At 68.8% G+C, this 20,426-nt stretch carries 18 protein-coding genes, 1 tRNA gene and 1 riboswitch; of the genes, 11 read left to right on the top strand and 8 right to left on the bottom strand.

The window, feature by feature from the left end; all coding sequences use genetic code 11:
• Positions 1-15: 15 nt before the first annotated feature.
• From FHD67_RS12840 to FHD67_RS12830, 3 genes are read right to left on the bottom strand one after another with little or no spacing between them, the layout of a single operon-like run.
• Positions 16-948, bottom strand: a complete 933-nt coding sequence (locus tag FHD67_RS12840) for a sugar phosphate isomerase/epimerase family protein (RefSeq protein ID WP_139598896.1) — start codon at positions 946-948, stop codon at positions 16-18.
• Positions 945-2,462, bottom strand: a complete 1,518-nt coding sequence (locus FHD67_RS12835; RefSeq protein WP_139598895.1) for a glycerol-3-phosphate dehydrogenase — start codon at positions 2,460-2,462, stop codon at positions 945-947. Before FHD67_RS12835 ends, FHD67_RS12840 begins: the two co-directional genes overlap by 4 nt.
• A gap of 1 nt (position 2,463) precedes the next feature.
• Complete coding sequence (locus tag FHD67_RS12830) at positions 2,464-4,023, bottom strand: FGGY-family carbohydrate kinase (protein WP_046000187.1); 1,560 nt, start codon at positions 4,021-4,023, stop codon at positions 2,464-2,466.
• A gap of 364 nt (positions 4,024-4,387) precedes the next feature.
• On the opposite strand from FHD67_RS12830, the gene FHD67_RS12825 reads away from it, so the two are divergent.
• From FHD67_RS12825 to FHD67_RS12795, 7 genes are all read left to right on the top strand, one after another.
• A complete protein-coding gene (locus tag FHD67_RS12825; RefSeq protein ID WP_139598894.1) occupies positions 4,388-5,041 on the top strand; it encodes a DUF2291 family protein in 654 nt (217 codons plus the stop codon).
• The gene (locus FHD67_RS12820; RefSeq protein ID WP_139598893.1) at positions 5,038-6,543 is read left to right on the top strand and encodes a sugar ABC transporter ATP-binding protein; all 1,506 of its coding nucleotides are present in this window, start codon (positions 5,038-5,040) and stop codon (positions 6,541-6,543) included. The genes FHD67_RS12825 and FHD67_RS12820 overlap by 4 nt, the downstream gene beginning before the upstream one ends.
• A gap of 21 nt (positions 6,544-6,564) precedes the next feature.
• A complete protein-coding gene (locus tag FHD67_RS12815) occupies positions 6,565-7,602 on the top strand; it encodes an ABC transporter permease (protein ID WP_042245462.1) in 1,038 nt (345 codons plus the stop codon).
• A 97-nt stretch (positions 7,603-7,699) separates the two neighbouring features.
• Positions 7,700-8,650, top strand: coding sequence for a D-ribose ABC transporter substrate-binding protein (locus FHD67_RS12810; protein ID WP_045982694.1), 951 nt, complete (start codon positions 7,700-7,702; stop codon positions 8,648-8,650).
• Between the two features lie 58 nt (positions 8,651-8,708).
• The gene (locus tag FHD67_RS12805; RefSeq protein ID WP_139598892.1) at positions 8,709-9,509 is read left to right on the top strand and encodes a DeoR/GlpR family DNA-binding transcription regulator; all 801 of its coding nucleotides are present in this window, start codon (positions 8,709-8,711) and stop codon (positions 9,507-9,509) included.
• A 4-nt stretch (positions 9,510-9,513) separates the two neighbouring features.
• Complete coding sequence (locus FHD67_RS12800; protein ID WP_139598891.1) at positions 9,514-11,007, top strand: FGGY-family carbohydrate kinase; 1,494 nt, start codon at positions 9,514-9,516, stop codon at positions 11,005-11,007.
• Positions 11,004-12,656: a glycerol-3-phosphate dehydrogenase/oxidase gene (locus FHD67_RS12795; protein ID WP_139598890.1), complete on the top strand. Its 1,653-nt coding sequence runs from the start codon at positions 11,004-11,006 to the stop codon at positions 12,654-12,656. The genes FHD67_RS12800 and FHD67_RS12795 overlap by 4 nt, the downstream gene beginning before the upstream one ends.
• On the opposite strand, the gene FHD67_RS12790 is transcribed toward FHD67_RS12795, so the two are convergent.
• Both FHD67_RS12790 and tgt read right to left on the bottom strand, forming a co-directional pair.
• Positions 12,638-13,108 carry a 6,7-dimethyl-8-ribityllumazine synthase gene (locus FHD67_RS12790; RefSeq protein ID WP_045981537.1) on the bottom strand — a complete coding sequence of 157 codons (471 nt, stop codon included), beginning with the start codon at positions 13,106-13,108 and terminating at the stop codon, positions 12,638-12,640. The genes FHD67_RS12795 and FHD67_RS12790 overlap by 19 nt on opposite strands.
• Before the next feature lie 72 nt (positions 13,109-13,180).
• Positions 13,181-13,314, bottom strand: a riboswitch (FMN riboswitch).
• 67 nt (positions 13,315-13,381) lie between these two features.
• The gene (gene tgt / locus FHD67_RS12785) at positions 13,382-14,512 is read right to left on the bottom strand and encodes a tRNA guanosine(34) transglycosylase Tgt (RefSeq protein ID WP_046000179.1); all 1,131 of its coding nucleotides are present in this window, start codon (positions 14,510-14,512) and stop codon (positions 13,382-13,384) included.
• Between the two features lie 128 nt (positions 14,513-14,640).
• Here tgt and FHD67_RS12780 point away from each other — a divergent pair, with 128 nt between their 5' ends.
• From FHD67_RS12780 to FHD67_RS12765, 4 genes are all read left to right on the top strand, one after another.
• The gene (locus FHD67_RS12780; protein ID WP_045981535.1) at positions 14,641-14,997 is read left to right on the top strand and encodes an SUF system Fe-S cluster assembly protein; all 357 of its coding nucleotides are present in this window, start codon (positions 14,641-14,643) and stop codon (positions 14,995-14,997) included.
• A 76-nt stretch (positions 14,998-15,073) separates the two neighbouring features.
• Positions 15,074-15,445 (top strand): HesB/IscA family protein, encoded by a 372-nt coding sequence (locus FHD67_RS12775; RefSeq protein WP_046000178.1) that lies wholly within the window; start codon positions 15,074-15,076, stop codon positions 15,443-15,445.
• Positions 15,446-15,502: 57 nt separating this feature from the next.
• Positions 15,503-16,249: a triose-phosphate isomerase gene (gene tpiA, locus FHD67_RS12770; RefSeq protein ID WP_139598889.1), complete on the top strand. Its 747-nt coding sequence runs from the start codon at positions 15,503-15,505 to the stop codon at positions 16,247-16,249.
• Positions 16,250-16,301: 52 nt separating this feature from the next.
• Positions 16,302-16,378, top strand: a tRNA-Arg gene (locus tag FHD67_RS12765).
• A 7-nt stretch (positions 16,379-16,385) separates the two neighbouring features.
• Here the strand turns inward: FHD67_RS12765 and FHD67_RS12760 are convergent.
• From FHD67_RS12760 to FHD67_RS12750, 3 genes are all read right to left on the bottom strand, one after another.
• Complete coding sequence (locus tag FHD67_RS12760; protein WP_046000176.1) at positions 16,386-17,030, bottom strand: ceramidase domain-containing protein; 645 nt, start codon at positions 17,028-17,030, stop codon at positions 16,386-16,388.
• Position 17,031: 1 nt separating this feature from the next.
• Positions 17,032-18,240, bottom strand: coding sequence for a YeeE/YedE family protein (locus FHD67_RS12755; RefSeq protein WP_139598888.1), 1,209 nt, complete (start codon positions 18,238-18,240; stop codon positions 17,032-17,034).
• 76 nt (positions 18,241-18,316) lie between these two features.
• Complete coding sequence (locus tag FHD67_RS12750) at positions 18,317-20,413, bottom strand: M10 family metallopeptidase C-terminal domain-containing protein (protein ID WP_139598887.1); 2,097 nt, start codon at positions 20,411-20,413, stop codon at positions 18,317-18,319.
• Positions 20,414-20,426: the final 13 nt, after the last annotated feature.

Here is a 20,426-nt window from a genome sequence, read left to right as displayed (position 1 = left end):
CCTGTCGATGATGGGTCAGATATTCAGCTTATCCGCCCCGGTGTCGATATGCGGTGCCCAGAATGCGACACTTTCGGCGATCTGGGCGATGACCTGCCGGTCGTTCGGGTCGCGTTCCTTGAAGGACAGCTCCAGGCAGATCTCGTTGTCGACCGCGCCGCCCTGGGCCAGCGCCTCCAGCAGGGGTTCCGGCTGGACGCGGCCCTTGGCGTTGAATTCGGCGGTGAAGGGGCGGTGGCCGCCCTTGTCCATCAGCGACTGCTTGATGTGGATGATCGGGCTGACGCGCGGCACGGCGCGGGCCCAGGCATAGGGGTCCAGATCGTCCGGATCGGGGCTGGTGACATCGCCGTGGTCGATATCGGCCATCATCCACATCGGCACCGCCATGTCGGCCGCGCTCAGCCGGTCCTGCAGCGCCAGGGCGGCCGGGATTGTTTCTCCGAATTCGCGGCCCACGCTCATGGGCTCCCAGAAAACATAGTCCAGCCCGGCGACCTTCGCGTGATCCGCGACCTCGGCCCAGCAGTCGATGGCGATGCGGATCAGCGCCTCGCGCCGGGCCGGACCGTCGTAATCGCGATAGGTGAAGATCGCGAACTGCGTGCCCACCGACCGCCCGCCCAGATCGGCGGTGATGTCCGCGAAGGTCTTGAACCAGTCGACATAGTATCGCCGCACATCCGCATCGGGATGGCCGAAATGGTTCAGCCGACCATAGGGGCCCGTCATGCCGCTGGTGACGCGCACCCCGGTCCGGTCCAGCGCCGCGCGCATCTGCCGGGTCAGGCGGCGGATCACCGGCGCGGGCCAGGAGGGATTGATGAACTCATGCGTCAGCTGCAGGTCGCGGATGCGCAGATCCCGCGCGACCGTGTCGATCAGGTCGTCCGGATCGGCAAAGCGGTTGACCAGCGGGTTGGTGTTCAGCGACAGGGTCAGCATCACGCGATCTCCGGCGCCAGGGTGTCGTCGAACCAGGCGGCAAAGGCCGCCTGCTGGTCCCGGGTCAGGTGCAGATAATGCTTGGTGCGCCGGGTCAGGATGTCCTCGGGGCGGCGCGCCCATTCCTTGGCGACCAGGTACCGCGCCTCGGCCTCGTAAAGCTGTCCACCGAAATGGCGTCCCAGGCCCGACAGGGTCATGGCGCCCGCCACGACATCCTTGGTCCGCGCGCCGTACAGGCGACCGTAATGCTGGACCAGCGCGCGCGGCATCCAGGGGTGCAGTTCGCGCTGCAGGTTGGCAAAGCTTTCGTAATCGGCATTGGCGATCTCGCCGCCCGGCAGGGTCGCGGTCTCGGTCCAGTCGGAGCCCATCTGCGGGAACACCTCGGTCAGGCGGTGCATGCCGCGTTCGGCCAGTTCGCGGAAGGTGGTGATCTTGCCGCCGAAGACGTTCAGCAGCGGCGCGCCTCCGGTCTGGTCCAGGTCGAACACATAGTCCCGCGTGACCGCCGACGGGTTGCCCTGCCCGTCGTCGAACAGCGGGCGCACGCCCGAAAAGCTGTGGATCACGTCGGACCGGCGCAGCTTCTCCTTGAAATAGCGGTTCACGGCGGCCAGCAGATAGTCGATCTCGGATTCGTCGGCGGTGACGTCCTCGGCCCGGCCGTCATAGGCGATGTCGGTCGTGCCGATCAGCGCCATGTCGCCCTCGTAGGGGTTGATGAAGATCACGCGCTTGTCGTGGTTCTGCACCAGATAGGCGTTGGTCCCCGCCCACCATTTCGGCACGATGATATGGCTGCCCTTGACCAGCCGCACGTTGCGGGCCGAATTCGACCCCGCAACGCGGGTGATGAAGTCGCTGACCCAGGGACCGGCGCAGTTGACCAGGCAGCGGGCCCGGAACTGCCGTTCCTCTCCGGTGACGGTGTCGCGGGTGGTCACGGACCAGGCGTCGCCCTCGCGGCGTGCCGACACACAGGCGGTGCGGGTCAGGACGGTCGCGCCGCGCTCCGCCGCATCGACCGCGTTCAGCACCACCAGCCGCGCGTCGTCGACCCAACAGTCGCTGTATTCGAACCCCTTGTGGTACTTGTCCAGCAGCGGCGCGCCCTCGGGATCGCGGCGCAGGTCCAGCGTGCGCGTGCCCGGCAGCTTCTTGCGCCCGCCCAGGTTGTCATAGAGGAACAGCCCCAGCCGGACCAACCAGGCGGGCCGGTCGTCGGGGCTGTGCGGCAGCACGAAGCGCATCGGCCAGATGATGTGCGGGGCCGCGGCCAGCAGCACCTCTCGTTCGATCAGCGCCTCGCGGACCAGGCGGAACTCGTAATATTCCAGATAGCGCAGCCCACCATGGACCAGCTTGCCCGACCGCGACGAGGTGCCCTGCGCCAGATCGTCCTTTTCGCACAGCACGACCGACAGGCCCCGCCCCGCGGCATCGCGCGCGACGCCCGCGCCGTTGATGCCGCCGCCGATCACGAACAGATCGATCATCTCGTGGCCTTGGGTCATCCTACTCTCCTGTCGTGGTGCGGGCCCGCGCCATGGCTGCCCAGACGGGCGGCAGGGCAGCGCGGGTCGCGGCAAAGGCGGGGAACAGCCGCGCATAGGTCGCGGCCAGATGGGGATCGGGGGCCTCGGGGGCGCGCAGCAGGGGCGTGACCCATTCGGCGATGCAGGCGTCCATGTCGCGATAGGCGCCGATGGCCACGGCGGCCATCATCGCGGCCCCCGCGGCCCCGGCCTCGTCGCGGTCGGACACGCGGACGGGCGCGTCCAGCGCGGCCGACAGGATGCGCCGCAGGGCGGGCGACCGCGCCGCCCCACCGGTCAGGCGCAGTTCGGACGGAAGCGGCCCCATCGCGGCGTAACAGTCGCGCATGGCCAGGCCCAGACCTTCGGCCACGGCGCGCACCAGATCGGGATAGCGATGGCCCGCCGACAGGCCGGTGAACCCGGCCCGCGCCGCCGCATCGACGAAGGGCCCGCGTTCCCCGGCATCCGAGATATAGGGGTGGTACAGGATCTGCCCCGGCGCGGCTTGGCCCAGCCAGCCGTCCAGCCGCGCGACAAGGTCGCGATGCGTCACTGGCTGGCCCATGTCCGACAGGATGCCCGCCGCCAGGCCCAGTACCCAATCCAGGTTCAGCGTCGCCGCCATGTTGGTCTGGACCTGCGTGACCACGCCCGGCACCGGCAGGCAGATGACATAGCCCGTGCCCTGATCGTTCAGATGCACCCGGTCGGCGGTCACGGCGCGCAGATGCACCCCGGTCGAGCCGACCGTCGAACAGGCCACGTCGCCCGCCCCACCCAGCACGCCCGCGCCCAGCGCGGTCATCACCATGTCGACATAGCCCAGGCTGACCGGCGTGCCTGCCAGCAGGCCCGTCGCCGCAGCGGCATCCGCGGTCAGCGGATGGGTCACCTGCGTACCGTCGATAATCGGCGGCAGCAGGCCGCGCCGATGCGTCAGGCCCAGTGCGTCGATGACCGTGTCATCATAGGCTCGGGTGCGGAAGTTGCCGAAGGTGAAGCTGGCCTCGGACGGGTCTGTCGCCCGCACGCCGGTCAGGTTCAGATACAGCCAGTCCTTGCAGTGCAGTGCGACCCGCGCCCGGTCCAGCAGGTCCGGGTGATGGGCGTCCATATGGGCCATCTGCGCGCCCTGCTGGCAGGTGTTCAGGCCGGTGCCCGTCGCCTCGAACCGGGCGCGGTCCTGGCCCAGGTGGCCGACGGTCGGTGCGGCACGCGCGTCCAGCCACAGCCAGGCATCGCCCACCGGGCCGTCGTCTCCGACCAGCCAGGTGCCGTCGCCCTGCCCCGTCACGGACAGCGCCGCGGTCCGCCCCGCCAGGCCCGGGATATGATCAGCCAGTCCGCGCAGCGCCGCGGCGCAATCATCCCAGGTCCGGGCCATGTCCTGCGTCGCGGCGCCCTGCGCTCCGGTCGCATAGCGATTCGGCACCGCCGCCGCGCCCAGCTGACGCCCGGAAAGATCGAACCCCACGGCCTTGATGACCGAGGTCCCGGCATCGATTCCGATCAGCACGTCGCGCTGCTTGTCCGTCATGATGCCTCCATCCCTTGGCCCCGGTTTATATCACGATGATCGCACAGGGAACGTATTTTTTTACGGACACGGCAATTTATTTCATCTAAGCTGGTCCTGTTCGCGTCCGACAGGATGCGCGGAATCGCCGCAATCACAGGCCCGCGCCACGCGAATCGACCGGAGGGGAGGCCGGACCGCATGACGACTTTCGCCAGCACAGGCTTGCGCCCCGCATGCCCTCGCGCCCTGGATGCGGCCCGTGCGGCGACCGCCGCAGAGCAGGCCCCGATGCGCATCCTCTCCGCGAGGTCGATCACGTGAAGTTATCATCAACCATGAGATGTGCGCCCGCCCGCCCCGTGTTCCAGCCAGAGGCAGACCGATGACCGACAGCACCACCGCCCCCCGGGCCCCCGCCGCCAGCCGTCGCGGCCTGATCCTGTCCGTGGCCCTGGGCCTGGCCGTCCTGGCCGCCATCGCGCTGGATACCACCGTGGTGAAGGTCGGCTCCGAGGCCGATGCCCGCCAGCAGGCGTTTTCGCCTGACACCTATGGCACGCAGGAATTCCCGCGCATCCGCGACGCGGTGATCGAACGCGCGGTGCCCGCGACGGACCTGGCCGCGGCCATCGCCGCCGATCAGGACGCGGCCATCGCCGAATACGGCACTCCCGCATCGACCGGCGCCATTATGATGGTCACCGTGACCGGCACCGCCGGAGAGCCGCGGGCCGGGGTCTATCCGCTGACCGTCGAGGGCCTGCCCGAGGATCTGCGCATCCGCGTGCAGACCGGCCCCGCGATCAACGGCACCGACCTGCGCGACGCGCCGGGCGACATCGCCTTCGGCGCCTTCAAGAACCAGATCGAATACCAGGACGCGGGATCGGGCATCAACCGCGCCATGGCGGCCGAGGTGCTGGCCCCCATCGACACCACCGCCCTGGCGGGCAAGCAGGTGACGGTGACCGGGGCGTTCCGGCTGATCAACCCGTCGAACTGGCTGATCACCCCCGTCGCGCTGGAGGTCCAATGAGCGCCCAGGTCGTCCTTGCCGCCCGCAACGTGGCCAAGTCCTATGGCCAGGTCCACGCGCTGAAGGGCGTGAACTTCGACATCCATCGCGGCCAGGTCACCACCCTGTTCGGAGAGAACGGCGCGGGCAAATCCACGCTGATGAAGATTCTGTCGGGCGTGATCCAGCCCACATCGGGCCAGATCGTGCTGGACGGCAGGCCTGTGGCCTTCGCCAATGCCAATGACGCGCGCGACCGGGGGATTTCCATCATCCACCAGGAGCTGTCGCTGGCCCCGAACCTGTCGGTGCGCGACAACATCTTCATGGGCCGCGAGATCATGGGCCCCTTGGGCGTCGACTACGCCGAGGAGGACCGCCAGACCCGCGCCCTCATGGAGGAGCTGGAGGAGCAGATCGACCCCGCGACCCTGGTCGAGGACCTGCGCCTGGGCCAGCAGCAGATCGTCGAGATCGCCCGCGCCCTGTCGGTGGACAGCCGCATCCTGATCATGGACGAACCGACCAGCGCGCTGTCGGCATCCGAGGTCGAGGTTCTGTTCAAGGTCATCCGCGACCTGACCGCGCGCGGCGTCAGCATCGTCTATATCTCGCACCACCTGGAGGAGGCGCTGACCATCACCGACCATGCGGTGGTGCTGCGCGACGGGGTGATGACCGCCTATGCGCCACGCGCCCAGATCGATCTGGAATGGATCGTGCGCAACATGGTCGGCGAGAATTACGACCTGGGATCGCCCCCGGACAGCACCATGGGCAAGGTCGCCCTGTCGATCCGCGACCTGTCGGTCCCGGACGCCACCGGCCAGGACCTGGTGCGCGGGCTGAACCTGGACGTGCGCGCCGGAGAGATCGTCTGCATCTATGGCCTGATGGGCGCGGGCCGCACCGAACTCTTGGAGACGGTCGCGGGGCGGCTGCGCGCCACCGGCGGCCAGATCGTGCTGGAGGGGCACGAGATCAGCCACCTGTCCATCGGCGACCGCATCGCCCGCGGCCTGGCCCTGGTCCCCGAGGACCGCCAGCGCGACGGCCTGGTCCAGACCATGAGCGTCGGCCAGAACCTGTCGCTGGCCTCGATCGCGCGGTTCACACGGGGGCTGTTCACCAGCACCCGCGCCGAACGCGACCTGATCGACGACAGCATCCGCCGCGTGACGGTCAAGACATCGGGCGGCGGCGCCCCCATCGGTTCGCTGTCGGGCGGCAACCAGCAGAAGGTCGTGATCGGCAAGATGCTGGCCACCCGGCCCCGCGCGATCCTGCTGGACGAGCCGTCGCGCGGCATCGACATCGGCGCCAAGGCCGAGGTGTTCCGCCTGCTGGCGGAAGGCGCGCGGGCCGGGCTGGCGGTGGTCTATTCGACCTCCGAGGTCAGCGAATGCCTGTCCATCGCCCACCGGATCATCGTCATGCACAAGGGCCGCATCACGGCCGAATTCGACAGCACCGTGTCCAAGGACCGGATCATGGCCGCCTCGGGCGAGTCCGTGGCCGCCTGACGCGCCCGAGGGAGGGAACACATGTCCGCAACCACCACGACCGCCCCCGCGAAAGGCCGCCAGTTCCATCTGGGCCGCCTGCTGCTGGAAGGGCGCGCCTTCTTCGCGCTGATCGCCATCATCGCGGTCTTCTCGTTTCTGTCGCCGAACTACTTCACGCTGTCGAACCTGCTGATCATGTCCAGCCAGGTGGCGATCTTTGGCATCCTGTCCATCGGCATGCTGCTGGTCATCCTGAACGGCGGGATCGACCTGTCCGTGGGCTCCATCCTGGCGCTGTCGGGCGTGGTCGCCGGCGCGATGATGCAGGGGGTCGAACTGGATGCGCTTGGCGTGATCCTGTATCCCCCGGTCTGGGCGGTCGTGGTGCTGACGCTGTGCGTGGGCGCGGCCGTGGGCGCGGTCAACGGCGTGCTGGTCGCGATCTTCAAGGTGCCGCCCTTCGTGGCGACGCTTGGGGTCATGTACGTGGCGCGCGGCATCGCGCTGCTGATGACCAACGGGCTAACCTACAACAACCTGCGCGGGTCCGAGGCCCTGGGCAACACCGGCTTCAACTGGCTGGGCTTCTACCGCATCGGCGGCGTGCCCATCAGCGTGATCGTGCTGGCGGTCGTGGCGATCGCCGCGGGGCTGATGCTGGGCCGGTCGGCCTTCGGGCGCTGGCTTTACGCATCGGGCGGCAACGAACGTGCGGCGGAGCTGTCCGGCGTGCCGGTCAAGCGGGTCAAGATCACCGTCTACATGGTGTCGGGCGCACTGGCCGCCGCCGCGGGGCTGGTCCTGGCCTCGCAGCTGACCTCGGCCGGACCCACAGCGGGCAACGCGTATGAACTGACCGCCATCGCCGCAGTCGTGATCGGCGGCGCGGCCCTGACCGGCGGGCGCGGCAACGTGCGCGGCACGATGCTGGGCGCCTTCGTCATCGGCTTCCTGTCTGCGGGCCTGGTGATCATCGGGGTCAGCTCCTACTGGCAGACGGTGTTCACGGGCGCGGTCATCGTGCTGGCCGTGCTGATGAACTCGCTTCAATACGGCAGCGGTACGCGCAAGACGTGAGGCCCTGCCCCCGACCTTCCCCGCGCGCCACAGGGATGGCGCGCGGAAAGACTGCCCCGCACCGGGCAGGACCACCACACCAAGGGAGAGAGACCAAATGATGAAGATGACGCGCCGGATGCTGATGGCCGCCGTGGCCACCGTGCCGCTGATGGCCGGATCGGCCTGGGCCGAGGGGCTGATCACCGTGATCGTGAACGATCCGGCCAACCCCTACTGGTTCACCGAGGGCGAGGTCGCCAAGGCCACCGCCGAGGAGCTGGGCTATACCGCCAACGTGGCCGCCCATCGCGGCGACACCAACACCGAAAGCACGCTGATCGACACCGCGATCACCAACCAGTCGGTCGCGATCATCCTGGACCCGGCCAACGCCGACGGTTCGGTCGGTGCCGTCCAGAAGGCCGTCGATGCGGGCATCCCGGTGTTCCTGGTCAACGCCGAGATCAACCAGGAGGGCCTGGCCAAGGCGCAGCTGGTGTCGAACAACGCGCAGGGCGCGGCCTTGGGCGCGCAGGCCTGGGTCGAGGCCATGGGCGAAGAAGGCGGTCAGTTCGTCGAGCTGTTCGGCAACCCCTCGGACAACAATGCCCAGACCCGCTCGAACGGCTACGAGACCGTGCTGAGCCAGTATCCCGAGTTCGAGAAGGTCGGCCAGGAAGTCGCCAACTGGGACCGCACCCAGGGCTATCAGCGCATGCAGTCGCTGCTGCAGGCGAACCCCGACATCACCGGCGTCATCTCGGGCAATGACGAGATGGCGCTCGGCGCCATCGCCGCGTTGAAGGAGGCCGGCAAGCTGGACGCCGTGACCGTGGGCGGCTTTGACGGCAGCCCCGACGCCGTCGAGGCGGTGAAGGCCGGAGAGATGGCCTATACCGTCCTGCAGCCCGTCGCGGTCTTCGCCGAGGAGGCTGTCCGTCAGGCCGACACCTTCATCAAGACCGGAGAGACCGGCGTCGAGACCGAAAAGCAGCTGTTCGACTGCCTGCTGATCACGCCGGAGAACGTGGACAGCTACAGCGCCGCCTTCGTTCTGGACCAGTGACGCCACCGGGGCGCGCGCCGTCACGCGCGCGCCCCACCCACGCAAGGGCCGCATCCCCATGGACATGATCCCCTCGGACAGCCGACAGGCCCGCCTGCAGGCGCGTTGCCAGCTGATCGCGCAGGCCGTCATGGCCGAGGGCAGCCTGCGGATCGAGGATCTGACCGACCGCTTCGGCATCAGCCTGATGACCGCGCATCGCGACCTGGACGAACTGGCCGCCAAGGGCCTGCTGCGCAAGTCGCGCGGCATCGTGTCCGCCGCCCCCACCAGCCTGATCGAGGCCAGCGACCTGTATCGCGACACCCGCCAGGGTCCGCAGAAATCCGCCATCGCGCAGCTGGCGGCCCAGCAGGTCGAACCGGGCCAGGCGGTGTTTCTGGACGACAGCACCACCGTGCTGCGCATGGTGCCGCATCTGGCCGCACGGGTGCCGCTGACGGTCATCACCAATTCGCTGACGCTGATGAGCGCCATCAAGGAGATCGGCGACATGACGCTGCTGGGCCTGGGCGGCCAGTTCCACCATTGGTGCAACGCCTTCATGGGACCGCAGACCACCGCCCAGATCCGCCGCCTGCGCGCGGACGTGGCGATCCTGTCGATGGCCGCCGTCACCGACGACCAGGTCTTTCACCAGTCCCCCGAGATGGCCGAGACGAAGCGCGCCATGCTGGACGCCGCCAGCCGCCGCATCCTGCTGGCCGATCACACCAAATTCACCCGCCGCGCCCTGCATTCCATGGGCGGCATCGAGGATTTCGACCTGATCATCACCGACGACCGCACGCCCCCCGACCAGATCACCGCCCTGCGCCGCCGCGGCGTCGAGGTGCAGATCGCCGTGACGGGGGACTGACGCCATGCTGATCCTGGGCATCGACAACGGGCTGACCGTCACCAAGGCGGTGATCTTCGACGCCACAGGCCGGGTTCTGGCCACCGCGCGCCGCCGCGTGGCGCAGGTCATGCCCCAGCCCCGCCATGTCGAACGCGACATGGAGGACCTGTGGCGCCAGACAGCCGCCGCCGTGGCCGAGGCCATCGCCGCCTGCGGCCGCCCGGCCCGCGACATCGGCGCCGTCGCCGCGACCGCGCATGGCGACGGGCTGTATCTGCTGGACCGGGCGGGCGCGCCTTTGGGGCCGGGCATCCTGTCGCTGGACAGCCGCGCGGGTGGCATTGCCGATGCCTGGGCCGCCGACGGCACCGCCCCGCGCGCGCTGGCGCGGACGGGGCAGATGCCCCATGCTTCGGCACCGTCGGCGATCCTGGCGTGGCTGCGCGACCACGACCCCGCGCGCTTTGCCGCGATCGGCCATGTGCTGGCCTGCAAGGACTGGCTGACCTATCGGCTGACCGGCCGCATCGGCACCGACCTGACCGAGGCCAGCACCGCCTTCACCGATGTCGCAACCCAAGGCTTCGCCCCCGACATCCCCGGCATCTTCGGCCTGCCGGGCCTGCCCTTGCCTGACATCGCCCTGCCCGATCAGGTCGTGGGCCATGTCACGGCGGATGCGGCCGCCCTGACCGGCCTGGCCGTGGGTACGCCGGTTGTGGCCGGACTGCATGACGTGACCGCATCGGCCCTGGGGTCAGGCGGCTACGGGCAGGGCTGCGTCGCCATCGTCGCCGGCACCTATTCCATCAACGAGACCGTCACCGACCGCCCCCTGTCCGATCCGCGCTGGTTCTGCCGCAACGGCATCGCGCGGGGCGAATGGAACGCCATGTCGATCTCTCCGGCATCGGCCGCGAATTACGATTGGTTCCTGGACAGTCTGTGCCGCGAAGGGAGCGACCAGCCCGCCCATCTGCGCGTCATCCCGGAAATCGAGGCCGCCCTGGCCCGCCCCTCCAGCGCGCTGTTCCACCCCTACCTGTTCGGATCGCCCCATGGGGCGCAGGCCAGCGCGGGCTTCTTCGGCCTGCGCGGCTGGCAGGATCGCGGCGACATGCTGCGCGCCGTGATCGAGGGCATCGCCTTCAACCACCGCCACCATGTCGACGCCCTGTGCGACGGGTTCGCCCCCAGGGCGGCGCGGCTGACCGGCGGCATTTCCCGCGCGCCGGTCTTTGCGCAGCTCTTTGCCGATGTGCTGGACATGCCCGTGACCGTCAGCGCGACCGAGGAGGCCGCGGCCTGGGGCGCGGCGCTCTGTGCGGGTGCGGGGGTCGGCCTCTTCGCCTCGCCGCGCCACGACCCGCGCGACATGGGCGCGATCAGCACCACCCATCACCCCGACCCCGTCCGCGCCGCCGAGATGGCGCGCCGCTACGCGGTCTTCACCGACATCGCCGCCGCCATGGCCCCGCTCTGGCCGCGCATCGAGGCCCTGCAGGACATCCCATGACCCAAGATATCGACGTGCTGATCCTGGGCGCGGGCATCAACGGCGCGGGCCTGTTCCGCGACCTGTGCGAACAGGGCGTCAACGCGGTGATCGTGGACAAGGCCGATTACGGCGGCGGCACCTCGGCCGCACCCTCGCGCCTGATCCATGGCGGCATCAAGTACCTGGAGACCGGAGAGCTGCGCCTAGTCGCGCAATCCACGCTGGAACGGAACCTGCTGCTGAAAAATGCGCCGCATCTGGTCAAGCCGCTGCCGACGGTCATCCCGATCTTCTCCTGGCTGCGCGGCATCGGGCCGGCGCTGCGCACGCTGATGGGGTCGACCACCGCACCCCGCAGCCGCGGCGCGGTGCTGATGAAGGCGGGGCTGGCGATGTACGACTTCTATGGCCGCCGCCACCGGGTCATGCCGCGCCATCAGCTGTGGTCCCGCGCGCGTGCCTTGCGCGAGATCCCGCCCCTGACCCCGCGCATCAAGGCGGCGGGACAGTATTACGACGCCGCCGTCACCCTGCCCGAACGGCTGGTCTGGGAGCTGGTCGCGGACGGCCTGCGTGCCAATCCCGCCGCCCGCGCACTGAACCACACCGCGCTGACCGGCACCGACGGCGACGTCATCCACCTGACCGGCCCGCAGGGCACGCTGTCCCTGCGCCCGCGCATCGTGGTGAACGCCGCCGGTCCCTGGATCGACCGGGTGAACGCGGCTCTGGGTGCGTCCACGCGGATGATCGGCGGCACCAAGGGTTCTCACATCCTGCTGGACCACCCCGAGCTGCTGGCCGCACTGAACGGCCGCATGATCTATTTCGAGGCCGATGACGGGCGCATCTGCCTGGTCTTCCCCTATCTGGACCGCGCGCTGGTCGGCTCCACCGACATCCGCGCGGACGATCCCGACGACGTGGCCTGCGACGATGCCGAGATCGCCTATTTCCTCGACGCGTTGCGCGGCCTGCTGCCGGGGCTCCATTTCGACGACAGCCAGATCGTCTATGCCTATTCCGGCATCCGCCCCCTGCCCGCCTCGGACGCGGCCAATCCCGGCCTGATCAGCCGCGACCATTCCGCGCCAGAGATCGCCGCCGACGCCAACCGCCGCTGGCCGATCATCGCGCTGGTGGGCGGCAAATGGACCACCTTCCGCGGCTTCGCCGAGGAGGTCGCCGACGATCTTCTGACGCGCCTGAACGCGTCCCGCCGCATCGCCACCGACAGGCTGCCCATCGGCGGTGGCCGCGATTACCCGGCCGATGCGGGCGCGTGGAGCGACGATGCGGCCCGGCGCACCTTGGCCGCGCCCGCCCGCGCGCGCCATCTTCTGGCGCGCTACGGCACGACGGCGGCGGCGATCCTTGCGGCCGAAGGCGCGGCGCCCATCATGCTGGCCGACAGCGATCACAGCGAACAGGAGCTGGACTGGATCATCCGCAACGAACAGGTCGGCACCCTGGCCGATCTGGTCATGCGCCGCACCGCGCTGGCCGTCACCGGCCATCTGTCGGCCCGCGACCTGGCGCGCATCGCCGACATCTGCGCGGCGGCGCTGGATTGGGACGCCGCGCGGCGCGACCGCGAACTCAGGGAAACACAGGCAATGCTGCTGACGCGGCACCGCCTGCGGATGGATCAGGCCGCGTCGGCCTGATCCAGACGGGCCAGACGCCCCTCCACGGCCAGCATCTGCGCGACCGCATGGGCGGCCTCGGCGCCCTTCTTCACGAAATGCTCGCGATAGAAACCGGTCAAGAGCTCGGTCTCCTGGTAATTGTGCGGCGTCAGCGAGACCGAGAACACCGGCACGCCCGTGTCCATGCCCGCCTGCATCAGGCCGCTGACCACCGCGCCCGCGACGAAATCATGGCGATAGATGCCGCCATCGACCACCAGGGCCGCGGCCACCACGGCATCATACTTGCCGGTCAGGGCCAGCTTCTTGGCCAGCTGCGGCATCTCGAAGGCGCCGGGCACGTCCCAGGCCTCGATCTGCGCACCGGGCATCAGGCTGGCGGCCTGGGTCAGGAAACCTTCATGCGCGCGGTCCACGACATCGGCGTGCCAGCGCGCCTTGATGAAGGCGATACGGGGGGATTTGGTCATCTTTCAGGAACCTTACGTAAGTTGCGTCAGGCCCCCAAGGCATACCACCACGCGCGCCGGGGTGGCACACGAGGCGGTTCTCTTCCATCCGGACTATACCGTCGGCCCCGGAATTTCACCGGATCTGCTGACCCCCCTGCCGTGGCAAGGGGCGCTCGCGGGCTGTCACCGCCGGTGGGGAATTGCACCCCGCCCTGAGAACACCATCAAGATAACGCCCCCGCCTGCCCGCGCCAAGGCCCGGACGGGGAAAAACCTTCCAAGGTCGCGGCGTCACACGGGTTCGATATCGCCTTCCGCGCGGCGCGCGTGGAATTCTGCCACGAAGGCGTCCAGCCGCCCCGCCGCGATCGCGTCGCGGAGCCCCGCCATCAGTTGCTGATAGTAATGCAGGTTGTGCCAGGTCAGCAGCATGCCGCTGATCATCTCCTTGGCACGGAAGACATGGTGCAGATAGGCCCGCGAATAGCCCCGGCAGCAGGGGCAGGTGCAATCCTCGTCCAAGGGACGCGGGTCGTCCTGATGGCGGGCGTTCTTGATGTTGACCTGACCGCGCGGGGTCCAGGCCTGACCCGTCCGCCCCGACCGCGAGGGCAGGACGCAATCCATCATGTCGATGCCGCGCTGCACCGCGCCCACGATGTCGTCCGGCTTGCCCACGCCCATCAGATAGCGCGGTCTGTCCACCGGTAGGAAACCGGGGGCATAGTCCAGCACGCCGAACATCGCCTCCTGCCCCTCGCCCACGGCCAGGCCGCCGACCGCATAGCCGTCAAAGCCGATCGCCTGCAGGGCCTCGGCACTCTCCTCGCGCAGCTCGCGGGTGACGCCGCCCTGCATGATGCCGAACAGCGCGTGCCCCGGACGGTCGCCGAACGCGTCGCGCGACCGCTGTGCCCACCGCATCGACAGGCGCATGGAGGCCGCCACCGCCTCCTCTGTCGCAGGCAGCGCGGGGCATTCGTCAAAACACATCACGATGTCGCTGCCCAGCAGCTTCTGGATCTGCATGCTGGTTTCGGGCGACAGGAAATGCTTGGACCCGTCCACATGGCTGGAGAAGGTCACCCCCTCCTCGGTCAGCTTGCGCAGGCCCGCCAGCGACATCACCTGGAACCCGCCGCTGTCGGTCAGGATGGGCTTCTGCCAGTTCATGAACCTGTGCAGCCCGCCCATGCGCGCCACGCGTTCCGCACCGGGGCGCAGCATCAGGTGATAGGTGTTGCCCAGCAGGATGTCCGCGCCAGTGGCCGCCACGCTGTCGGGCAGCATCGCCTTGACCGTCGCAGCCGTCCCCACCGGCATGAAGGCCGGGGTGCGGATCTGGCCGCGCGGCGTGTCGATGATGCCGGTGCGCGCGGCGCCGTCGGTCGCCTGGAGGGTGAAGTCGAAACGCGTGGTCATGGGTCAGCCCGAGCCTTTTGGAACCGGCCGCTTGTAGCGCCGCCCCCCGCCCGGCGCAATGCGGGCCGCCCACTGGACCGCGGGGCGGGCCTGCCCTATATAATCGGTCGGAATTGAAGGATGCTCCGATGACCGAACCCCTGATGGAAGGCGCGCCGCTGATCGCGCCGTCTTCGACCGACCATCCCCTCTACGAGCCCATCGTCGAGGCGTGCAAGACCGTCTATGACCCCGAAATCCCGGTCAACATCCACGACCTGGGCCTGATCTACACGATCGACATCAACGACGCCTCCGAGGTGCGGGTGATCATGACCTTGACCGCGCCCGGCTGCCCCGTCGCCGGAGAGATGCCGGGATGGGTCGCCGACGCGGTCGAAGCCGTGCCAGGCGTCAAGCAGGTCGATGTCGAGATGACCTTCCAGCCGCAATGGGGCATGGACATGATGTCCGACGAGGCGCGCCTGGAACTGGGCTTCATGTGATCGCCGGCCGGGGGGCGGTCTTGAACCGATGCCCCCCGGATGACTATCTTGAGGCCAAGCCCGAAAGGATATCGCCATGTTCGCCATGCCCGGCACCCCTCCCGTGACCATCACCCCCGCCGCCGCCGCCCAGATCGCGCGGTTGATGGCGGGCAAGAACGCCTATGGTCTGCGCATCGGGCTGAAGAAGGGCGGTTGCGCGGGCATGGAATACACCATGGAGCTGGCCCAGACCCCCACCCCGAACGAAGAGGTGGTCGAACTGGACGGCGCGCGCGTCATCATCGCGCCCATGGCGCAGATGTTCCTGTTCGGCACCCAGATCGACTATGAGACCGGCCTGCTGGAACAGGGCTTCCGGTTCCGCAACCCCAACGTCACCGACAGCTGCGGCTGCGGAGAGTCGGTGAACTTTGCCCCGATCGAGGGCAGCCGCGCGCAGAGCTGAGCCTTGCGCGGGGGCGGGACGCTGGCTAAGCCTGTCCCGAACCCACGGAGGACCCCCATGGCACCGCGCAAACTTGCCGCTGGAAACTGGAAGATGAACGGCGATCTGGCCGCGCTGGATCAGCTGGACGACATGGCCGCCGCCGCCGAAGGCGCAACCTGCGACGTCCTGATCTGCCCGCCAGCCCTGCTGATCCACCCGATGATGGCGCGCATCGGCGCCAGCGACCTGCTGGTCGGCGGGCAGGATTGCCACCATGCCGACAAGGGCGCCCATACCGGTGACATCGCCGCCCTGCAGCTGCGCGACGCGGGCGCGACGCACGTCATCCTTGGCCATTCCGAACGCCGCGCCGATCACGGCGAGACCGACGCCATGGTGCGCGCCAAGGCGCAGGCCGCCCATGCCGCAGGCCTGACCGCCATCATCTGCGTCGGCGAGACCGAGGCCGAACGCGACGCCGACCGCACCCTGGACGTGATCGCCACGCAACTGGCCGGGTCCGTCCCGGACGGCGCCAATGCCCGCAACACCGTTCTGGCCTATGAGCCGGTCTGGGCGATCGGCACCGGACGCACGCCGACGCTGGATCAGATCGCCCAGGTGCACGCGCTGATGCGCGACCACCTGTCCGCGCGCCTGTCCGACGGAGCCGATGTGGCGCTGCTCTACGGTGGCAGCGTCAAGCCCGCGAATGCGGCCGAGATCTTTGCCATCGCGCATGTGAACGGCGCGCTGGTGGGGGGCGCCAGCCTGAAGGCCGCCGACTTTGTCCCGATCATCACGGCCCTGGACGCCGCCTGATCGATTTTCACCATTGCGTCGCCTGACCCCGCCGGGTAATCAGGCGGCGCGTGCACCCGTAGCTCAGCTGGATAGAGCGCTGCCCTCCGAAGGCAGAGGCCAGGGGTTCGAATCCCTTCGGGTGCACCAAGATCCCCTAACCGATCCGATGCCGCCGCCAGACCTCGATCATCCATGCCAGCATGGTCGCGTTCAGGATGTGCCACATGAAATGCGTGCCGATGGGCAGCACGGCGCAGCTGGTCTGGTCCAGCGTGCGAAAGATCAGCGATAGCGTCAGCAGCCCCGCCCCGATCGCCAGGCCCCGCGCCACGCGCGGCAGGCGGTTCCGCAGCAGGACCGCATAGGCCAGGATCAGCACCGGCACCGGCGCATAGCTGGCCGACGATCCCAGCCCCGGCACCTGCGCGAACAGCGGCACCGTGACCGCCGCATAGGGGACGAACCCCGCCGCCACCAGCGCCGCGACCCAAGGCCGGGCGCCCAGATAGTCGCGTGTGGCGACAAACACGTAGATCAGGATGAACGTCAGGATCGGCAGGACGTCCATCAGCCCGGTCAGTCCGTTGGCATGGGTGTGAAACAGCCAGGACCCCAGCCCGATGACGAACAACACCCCGGCCAGCACGCGCCCCGTCGCCATGCCCGGTCCCCGCAGGCGCCGCGCCATGACCAGAGCCGCCAGCAGAAAGGCCAGGTTGGTCAGCGCATTGACGGGTTCGGACCAGTATTCCGGCCCCGTGCGTTCGCAATAGGCGTCGACGGGGGCCAGCCAGTCCATCTCAGCCGTCGGCGCGGCTGGTGCGGCGTTCCATGAATAACCACGGGCGCAGGGCCACGCCCAGCATGTTGCCCGCGAATGCCGCCACCGCCCACAGATAGCCGTGCAGGCTGCCCGACGCGATCCCCGAGAAATACGCCCCGATGTTGCAGCCATAGGCGATGCGCGCGCCGTAACCCAGCATCAGCCCGCCCACGACCGCGGCGATCACCGACCGCAGCGGGATCCGCAGCGACGGCGCGAACCGACCGGCCAGCGACGCGGCAAGCATGGCCCCCGCGATGATGCCGAAATCCATGACCGAGGTGACGTCCGAGAAGACGCTTGACTGCAGCGCCTCGGCATTGGCGGGGCGCTGCCAGTAGCCCCAGGCGGTGGGATCGATGCCGATGGACTGCGCGATCTTGGCGCCCCACAGCGCAAAGGCCGAGGTGATGCCCCAAGGCCGCCCCGAAATCGCCAGCGTCAGGAAGTTTAGAACCACCAGCGCCACCGCGCCACCGACCAGCGGCCAGGGCCCGCGCAGCCAGCGCGCCATGCCGTGACGCTCACTTTCGGGGGGCTGCTCCAGCGTGCCGTGGCGGTTGCGTTCGACCCGCATCGTGATCAGCGCGATCGTCCCGAAGATGGCCAGAGACAGCGCGATCCCGCCCCAGGGACCAAGCGGCTGCCACAATGCCACAGGCTCCAGCGCGGGCAGGCTGGCCCACCAGTCGAAATGGACGGTGCCCAGCACCGACCCCACGATGAAGAAGACCAGCGTGATCAGCATCCGCGCATTGCCGCCCCCGGCGGTGAACAGCGTGCCGGAGGCGCAGCCGCCGCCAAGCTGCATGCCGATGCCGAAGATGAACGCCCCCGCGATCACCCCCAGCCCGGCCGGAGAGACCAGGCCCCGCACCTCGTTCCCGAACAGCGTTCCCGATGCCAGGGCCGGAAAGAACAGCACCACCGCCATGGCCAGCAGCAGCATCTGCACCCGAAGGCCCCTGCCCCGGCGGTCGAGGATGAACACCCGCCACGCGGAGGTGAACCCGAACGCCGCATGGTACAGCGACATGCCCAAGGCGCCGCCCACCAGGAACAACGCGCCCTGCGCCGCCCCCTGGGTCAGCGCCAGCGCGATGGTGCCAAGCCCCAGGACAACCAGTGCCCCGGTTCCGGGAAGGCCCAATCCGGGGCGGGGGGTTAGGGTCTGTGCGTATGCCATGGCCGGTCCTTGTCATCGGTATTGGCAGGCAGATGGACCCGGTCGCGGGGAATTTGCAAGCCCCGCGCGGGTCGCCTCACAGCAGGAAGCTGTCGGCGTCCAGCTGCAGCCTGCCGCTCAGGCGGATCAGCATGTCAGGCAGGCGGTCGCCATCCACGTCGACCAGCACGCGGGTCATCCCGTTCGCGTGGTCCCACCGCACTGCGGCATCCCCCGCCAGCGGCCCGCGTCCGACATAGTCGACATCCAGCGCCCGCAGGTCGATCACATCCCGATCGGGGTCGAAATCGACGATCAGGTCCGGCGCGGCAAGGCTGCTGTCGGCGGCAGAGAAGAACCGGAACGTGTCCGCGCCCAGTCCGCCCGCCATCGAATCGGCCCCCAGCCCGCCGACCATCGTGTCGTTGCCCTGCTGGCCGAACAGGCGGTCGTTGCCCCAGCCGCCATCGACGATGTCGTTGCCCAGGCCTCCCTCGGCCCGATCATGGCCGGCACCGGCGCGGATCGTGTCGAACCCCGCCCCGCCGCGGATCAGATCATCGCCCGCCCCCGCCAGGATGATGTCCGCGCCATCGTCGCCATAAAGGCTGTCGCGTCCGGCCCCCGCGGTCAGGCGATCGTCCCCTGTCCCGCCGGCCATCGCATTGTCGCCCTGCAGGTCGGTCAGCACGTCGTTCCCGGCATCGCCGAACAGCCGGTCCGCACCGACATCCCCCAGCAGGGTGTCGTTCCCCGCGCCGCCATGCAGGATGTCGTTGCCCCATCCGCCCGACAGCCGATCATGGCCGCCCATGCCGCGCAGGACGTTGCCTGCGGCGTTGCCATGGACCGCGTCATTGCCCGATCCCGCGACATAGCCCTCGATCACGGTGTTCTGGGCGATCTGCAGATTGCCGCGCAGGCCATAGATGTCGGACATGGCCCCGGGACGCAGATCGATCCGCTGCGCCTGACCGTCGTTGGAGAAGTTCAGAACGTCATGGCCGCCTGCGTCATAGATGGTCATCGCCACGCCGCGCGCGTTCTGGACGGTCTGGTGAGAGCCCCCGTCCTGGGCCGAGAACACGCGCCCCAGCCAGCTGCTGCCCAGCGTATGGCCCACGCCATAGACCGTGTTGCCCGCGGTCAGCGACCCCGCACCCGCGGCGCCGTAAAGGCGCTGGATGGCGATGATGTCGGCGGGCATCAGCGACGCCAGATAGGCGCCGCTGGCGGCGATGTTGGGGTTTTCGTCCTGGCCGAAATAGGACATCACAGAGGCCTGCCAGCTGTCGTTCACGAACCACGCGTCATCGGCGAAATTGCCGCTGCCGTTATAGGGTCCTTGGTGCCCCAGGCCCAGCGCGTGGCCGATCTCATGCACGTAGGTCTGATAGGAATAGGTGCCGATGCGCGCGCCATCCTGCGAGATCCAGTCCGTGGAGACGTTGATCGACGACCGCAGGATGCGCCCGTCCATGATCGTCGACTGGGCAAAGGCCCCGTCCTGGTTGTCGTCGAAGGTGATGTCGGCATCGCCGCGCTGTTCGACGAAGCGCAGGTTGGCGACCGCTGACCAGGCCTGCATCGCGTCGCGCGCCAGCGCCCGGCCCTGCGGCGTCAGGCCGCTGAAGTCATAGGTGATGATGTTGTCGCGCGACATGTCGAAGGACCGCGCGGACTGTCCGGTATCGGCCCAAAAGCCGTCGATCAGATAGGTGGCCAGCTCGGCCATCGGGGCAGGCCGGGGCACGGGCGCCTCGGTCACGACCAGCTGATAGCTGCCGGTGCCCGAGGAATAGGCGCCCGCGTTTACGTAATAGGTCCCGGTCTGCGTGGGCGCGATGGTGATCAGGCTGTCCAGCCCCGGCCCCCCGTCGTCGTTCACGGCGACCACGCGGCCATCGGGGCCGCGCAGTTCCAGCAGGGGGTCCGACAGGCTGATGCCGTTCAGGGCGATTCGATAGGTCGTGCCAGCCTCCAGACGGACGGCCACCCAGTCGTTGTCGCCCGAAAATCCGACCGTGCCGTTGAACACGTCCCCCGGCGCCATGCGATAGGGGGTTCCCCGCCCCCCCGGCGCGTCGCCCTGTTCGCGCAGCGTCGCGCTGAGCAGATCGACGGTGGAACCCGCGAACTCCGACCCGGCGCAGGATTTGTCATAGGGACGAAGGTTGGCGCAGATCTGGCACATGCGTGCGGCTCTT

Source organism: Paracoccus haeundaensis (assembly GCF_006239215.1).
In the GTDB taxonomy this organism is placed as follows: domain Bacteria; phylum Pseudomonadota; class Alphaproteobacteria; order Rhodobacterales; family Rhodobacteraceae; genus Paracoccus; species Paracoccus marcusii.
This window is presented reverse-complemented; position numbering and strand designations above follow the sequence as displayed.

What these genes read in the sequence shown, in the direction of transcription:
- FHD67_RS12760 (WP_046000176.1), bottom strand. Translation starts at nt 17,030, where the DNA reads ATGGACTGGCTGGCCCCCGTCGACGCCTATTGCGAACGCACGGGGCCG.
- FHD67_RS12775 (WP_046000178.1), top strand. Translation starts at nt 15,074, where the DNA reads ATGTTCGCCATGCCCGGCACCCCTCCCGTGACCATCACCCCCGCCGCC.
- FHD67_RS12790 (WP_045981537.1), bottom strand. Translation starts at nt 13,108, where the DNA reads ATGACCAAATCCCCCCGTATCGCCTTCATCAAGGCGCGCTGGCACGCC.
- tgt (WP_046000179.1), bottom strand. Translation starts at nt 14,512, where the DNA reads ATGACCACGCGTTTCGACTTCACCCTCCAGGCGACCGACGGCGCCGCG.
- FHD67_RS12750 (WP_139598887.1), bottom strand. Translation starts at nt 20,413, where the DNA reads ATGTGCCAGATCTGCGCCAACCTTCGTCCCTATGACAAATCCTGCGCC.
- FHD67_RS12800 (WP_139598891.1), top strand. Translation starts at nt 9,514, where the DNA reads ATGCTGATCCTGGGCATCGACAACGGGCTGACCGTCACCAAGGCGGTG.
- FHD67_RS12830 (WP_046000187.1), bottom strand. Translation starts at nt 4,023, where the DNA reads ATGACGGACAAGCAGCGCGACGTGCTGATCGGAATCGATGCCGGGACC.
- FHD67_RS12835 (WP_139598895.1), bottom strand. Translation starts at nt 2,462, where the DNA reads ATGACCCAAGGCCACGAGATGATCGATCTGTTCGTGATCGGCGGCGGC.
- FHD67_RS12825 (WP_139598894.1), top strand. Translation starts at nt 4,388, where the DNA reads ATGACCGACAGCACCACCGCCCCCCGGGCCCCCGCCGCCAGCCGTCGC.
- tpiA (WP_139598889.1), top strand. Translation starts at nt 15,503, where the DNA reads ATGGCACCGCGCAAACTTGCCGCTGGAAACTGGAAGATGAACGGCGAT.
- FHD67_RS12755 (WP_139598888.1), bottom strand. Translation starts at nt 18,240, where the DNA reads ATGGCATACGCACAGACCCTAACCCCCCGCCCCGGATTGGGCCTTCCC.
- FHD67_RS12815 (WP_042245462.1), top strand. Translation starts at nt 6,565, where the DNA reads ATGTCCGCAACCACCACGACCGCCCCCGCGAAAGGCCGCCAGTTCCAT.
- FHD67_RS12820 (WP_139598893.1), top strand. Translation starts at nt 5,038, where the DNA reads ATGAGCGCCCAGGTCGTCCTTGCCGCCCGCAACGTGGCCAAGTCCTAT.
- FHD67_RS12780 (WP_045981535.1), top strand. Translation starts at nt 14,641, where the DNA reads ATGACCGAACCCCTGATGGAAGGCGCGCCGCTGATCGCGCCGTCTTCG.
- FHD67_RS12795 (WP_139598890.1), top strand. Translation starts at nt 11,004, where the DNA reads ATGACCCAAGATATCGACGTGCTGATCCTGGGCGCGGGCATCAACGGC.
- FHD67_RS12810 (WP_045982694.1), top strand. Translation starts at nt 7,700, where the DNA reads ATGATGAAGATGACGCGCCGGATGCTGATGGCCGCCGTGGCCACCGTG.
- FHD67_RS12805 (WP_139598892.1), top strand. Translation starts at nt 8,709, where the DNA reads ATGGACATGATCCCCTCGGACAGCCGACAGGCCCGCCTGCAGGCGCGT.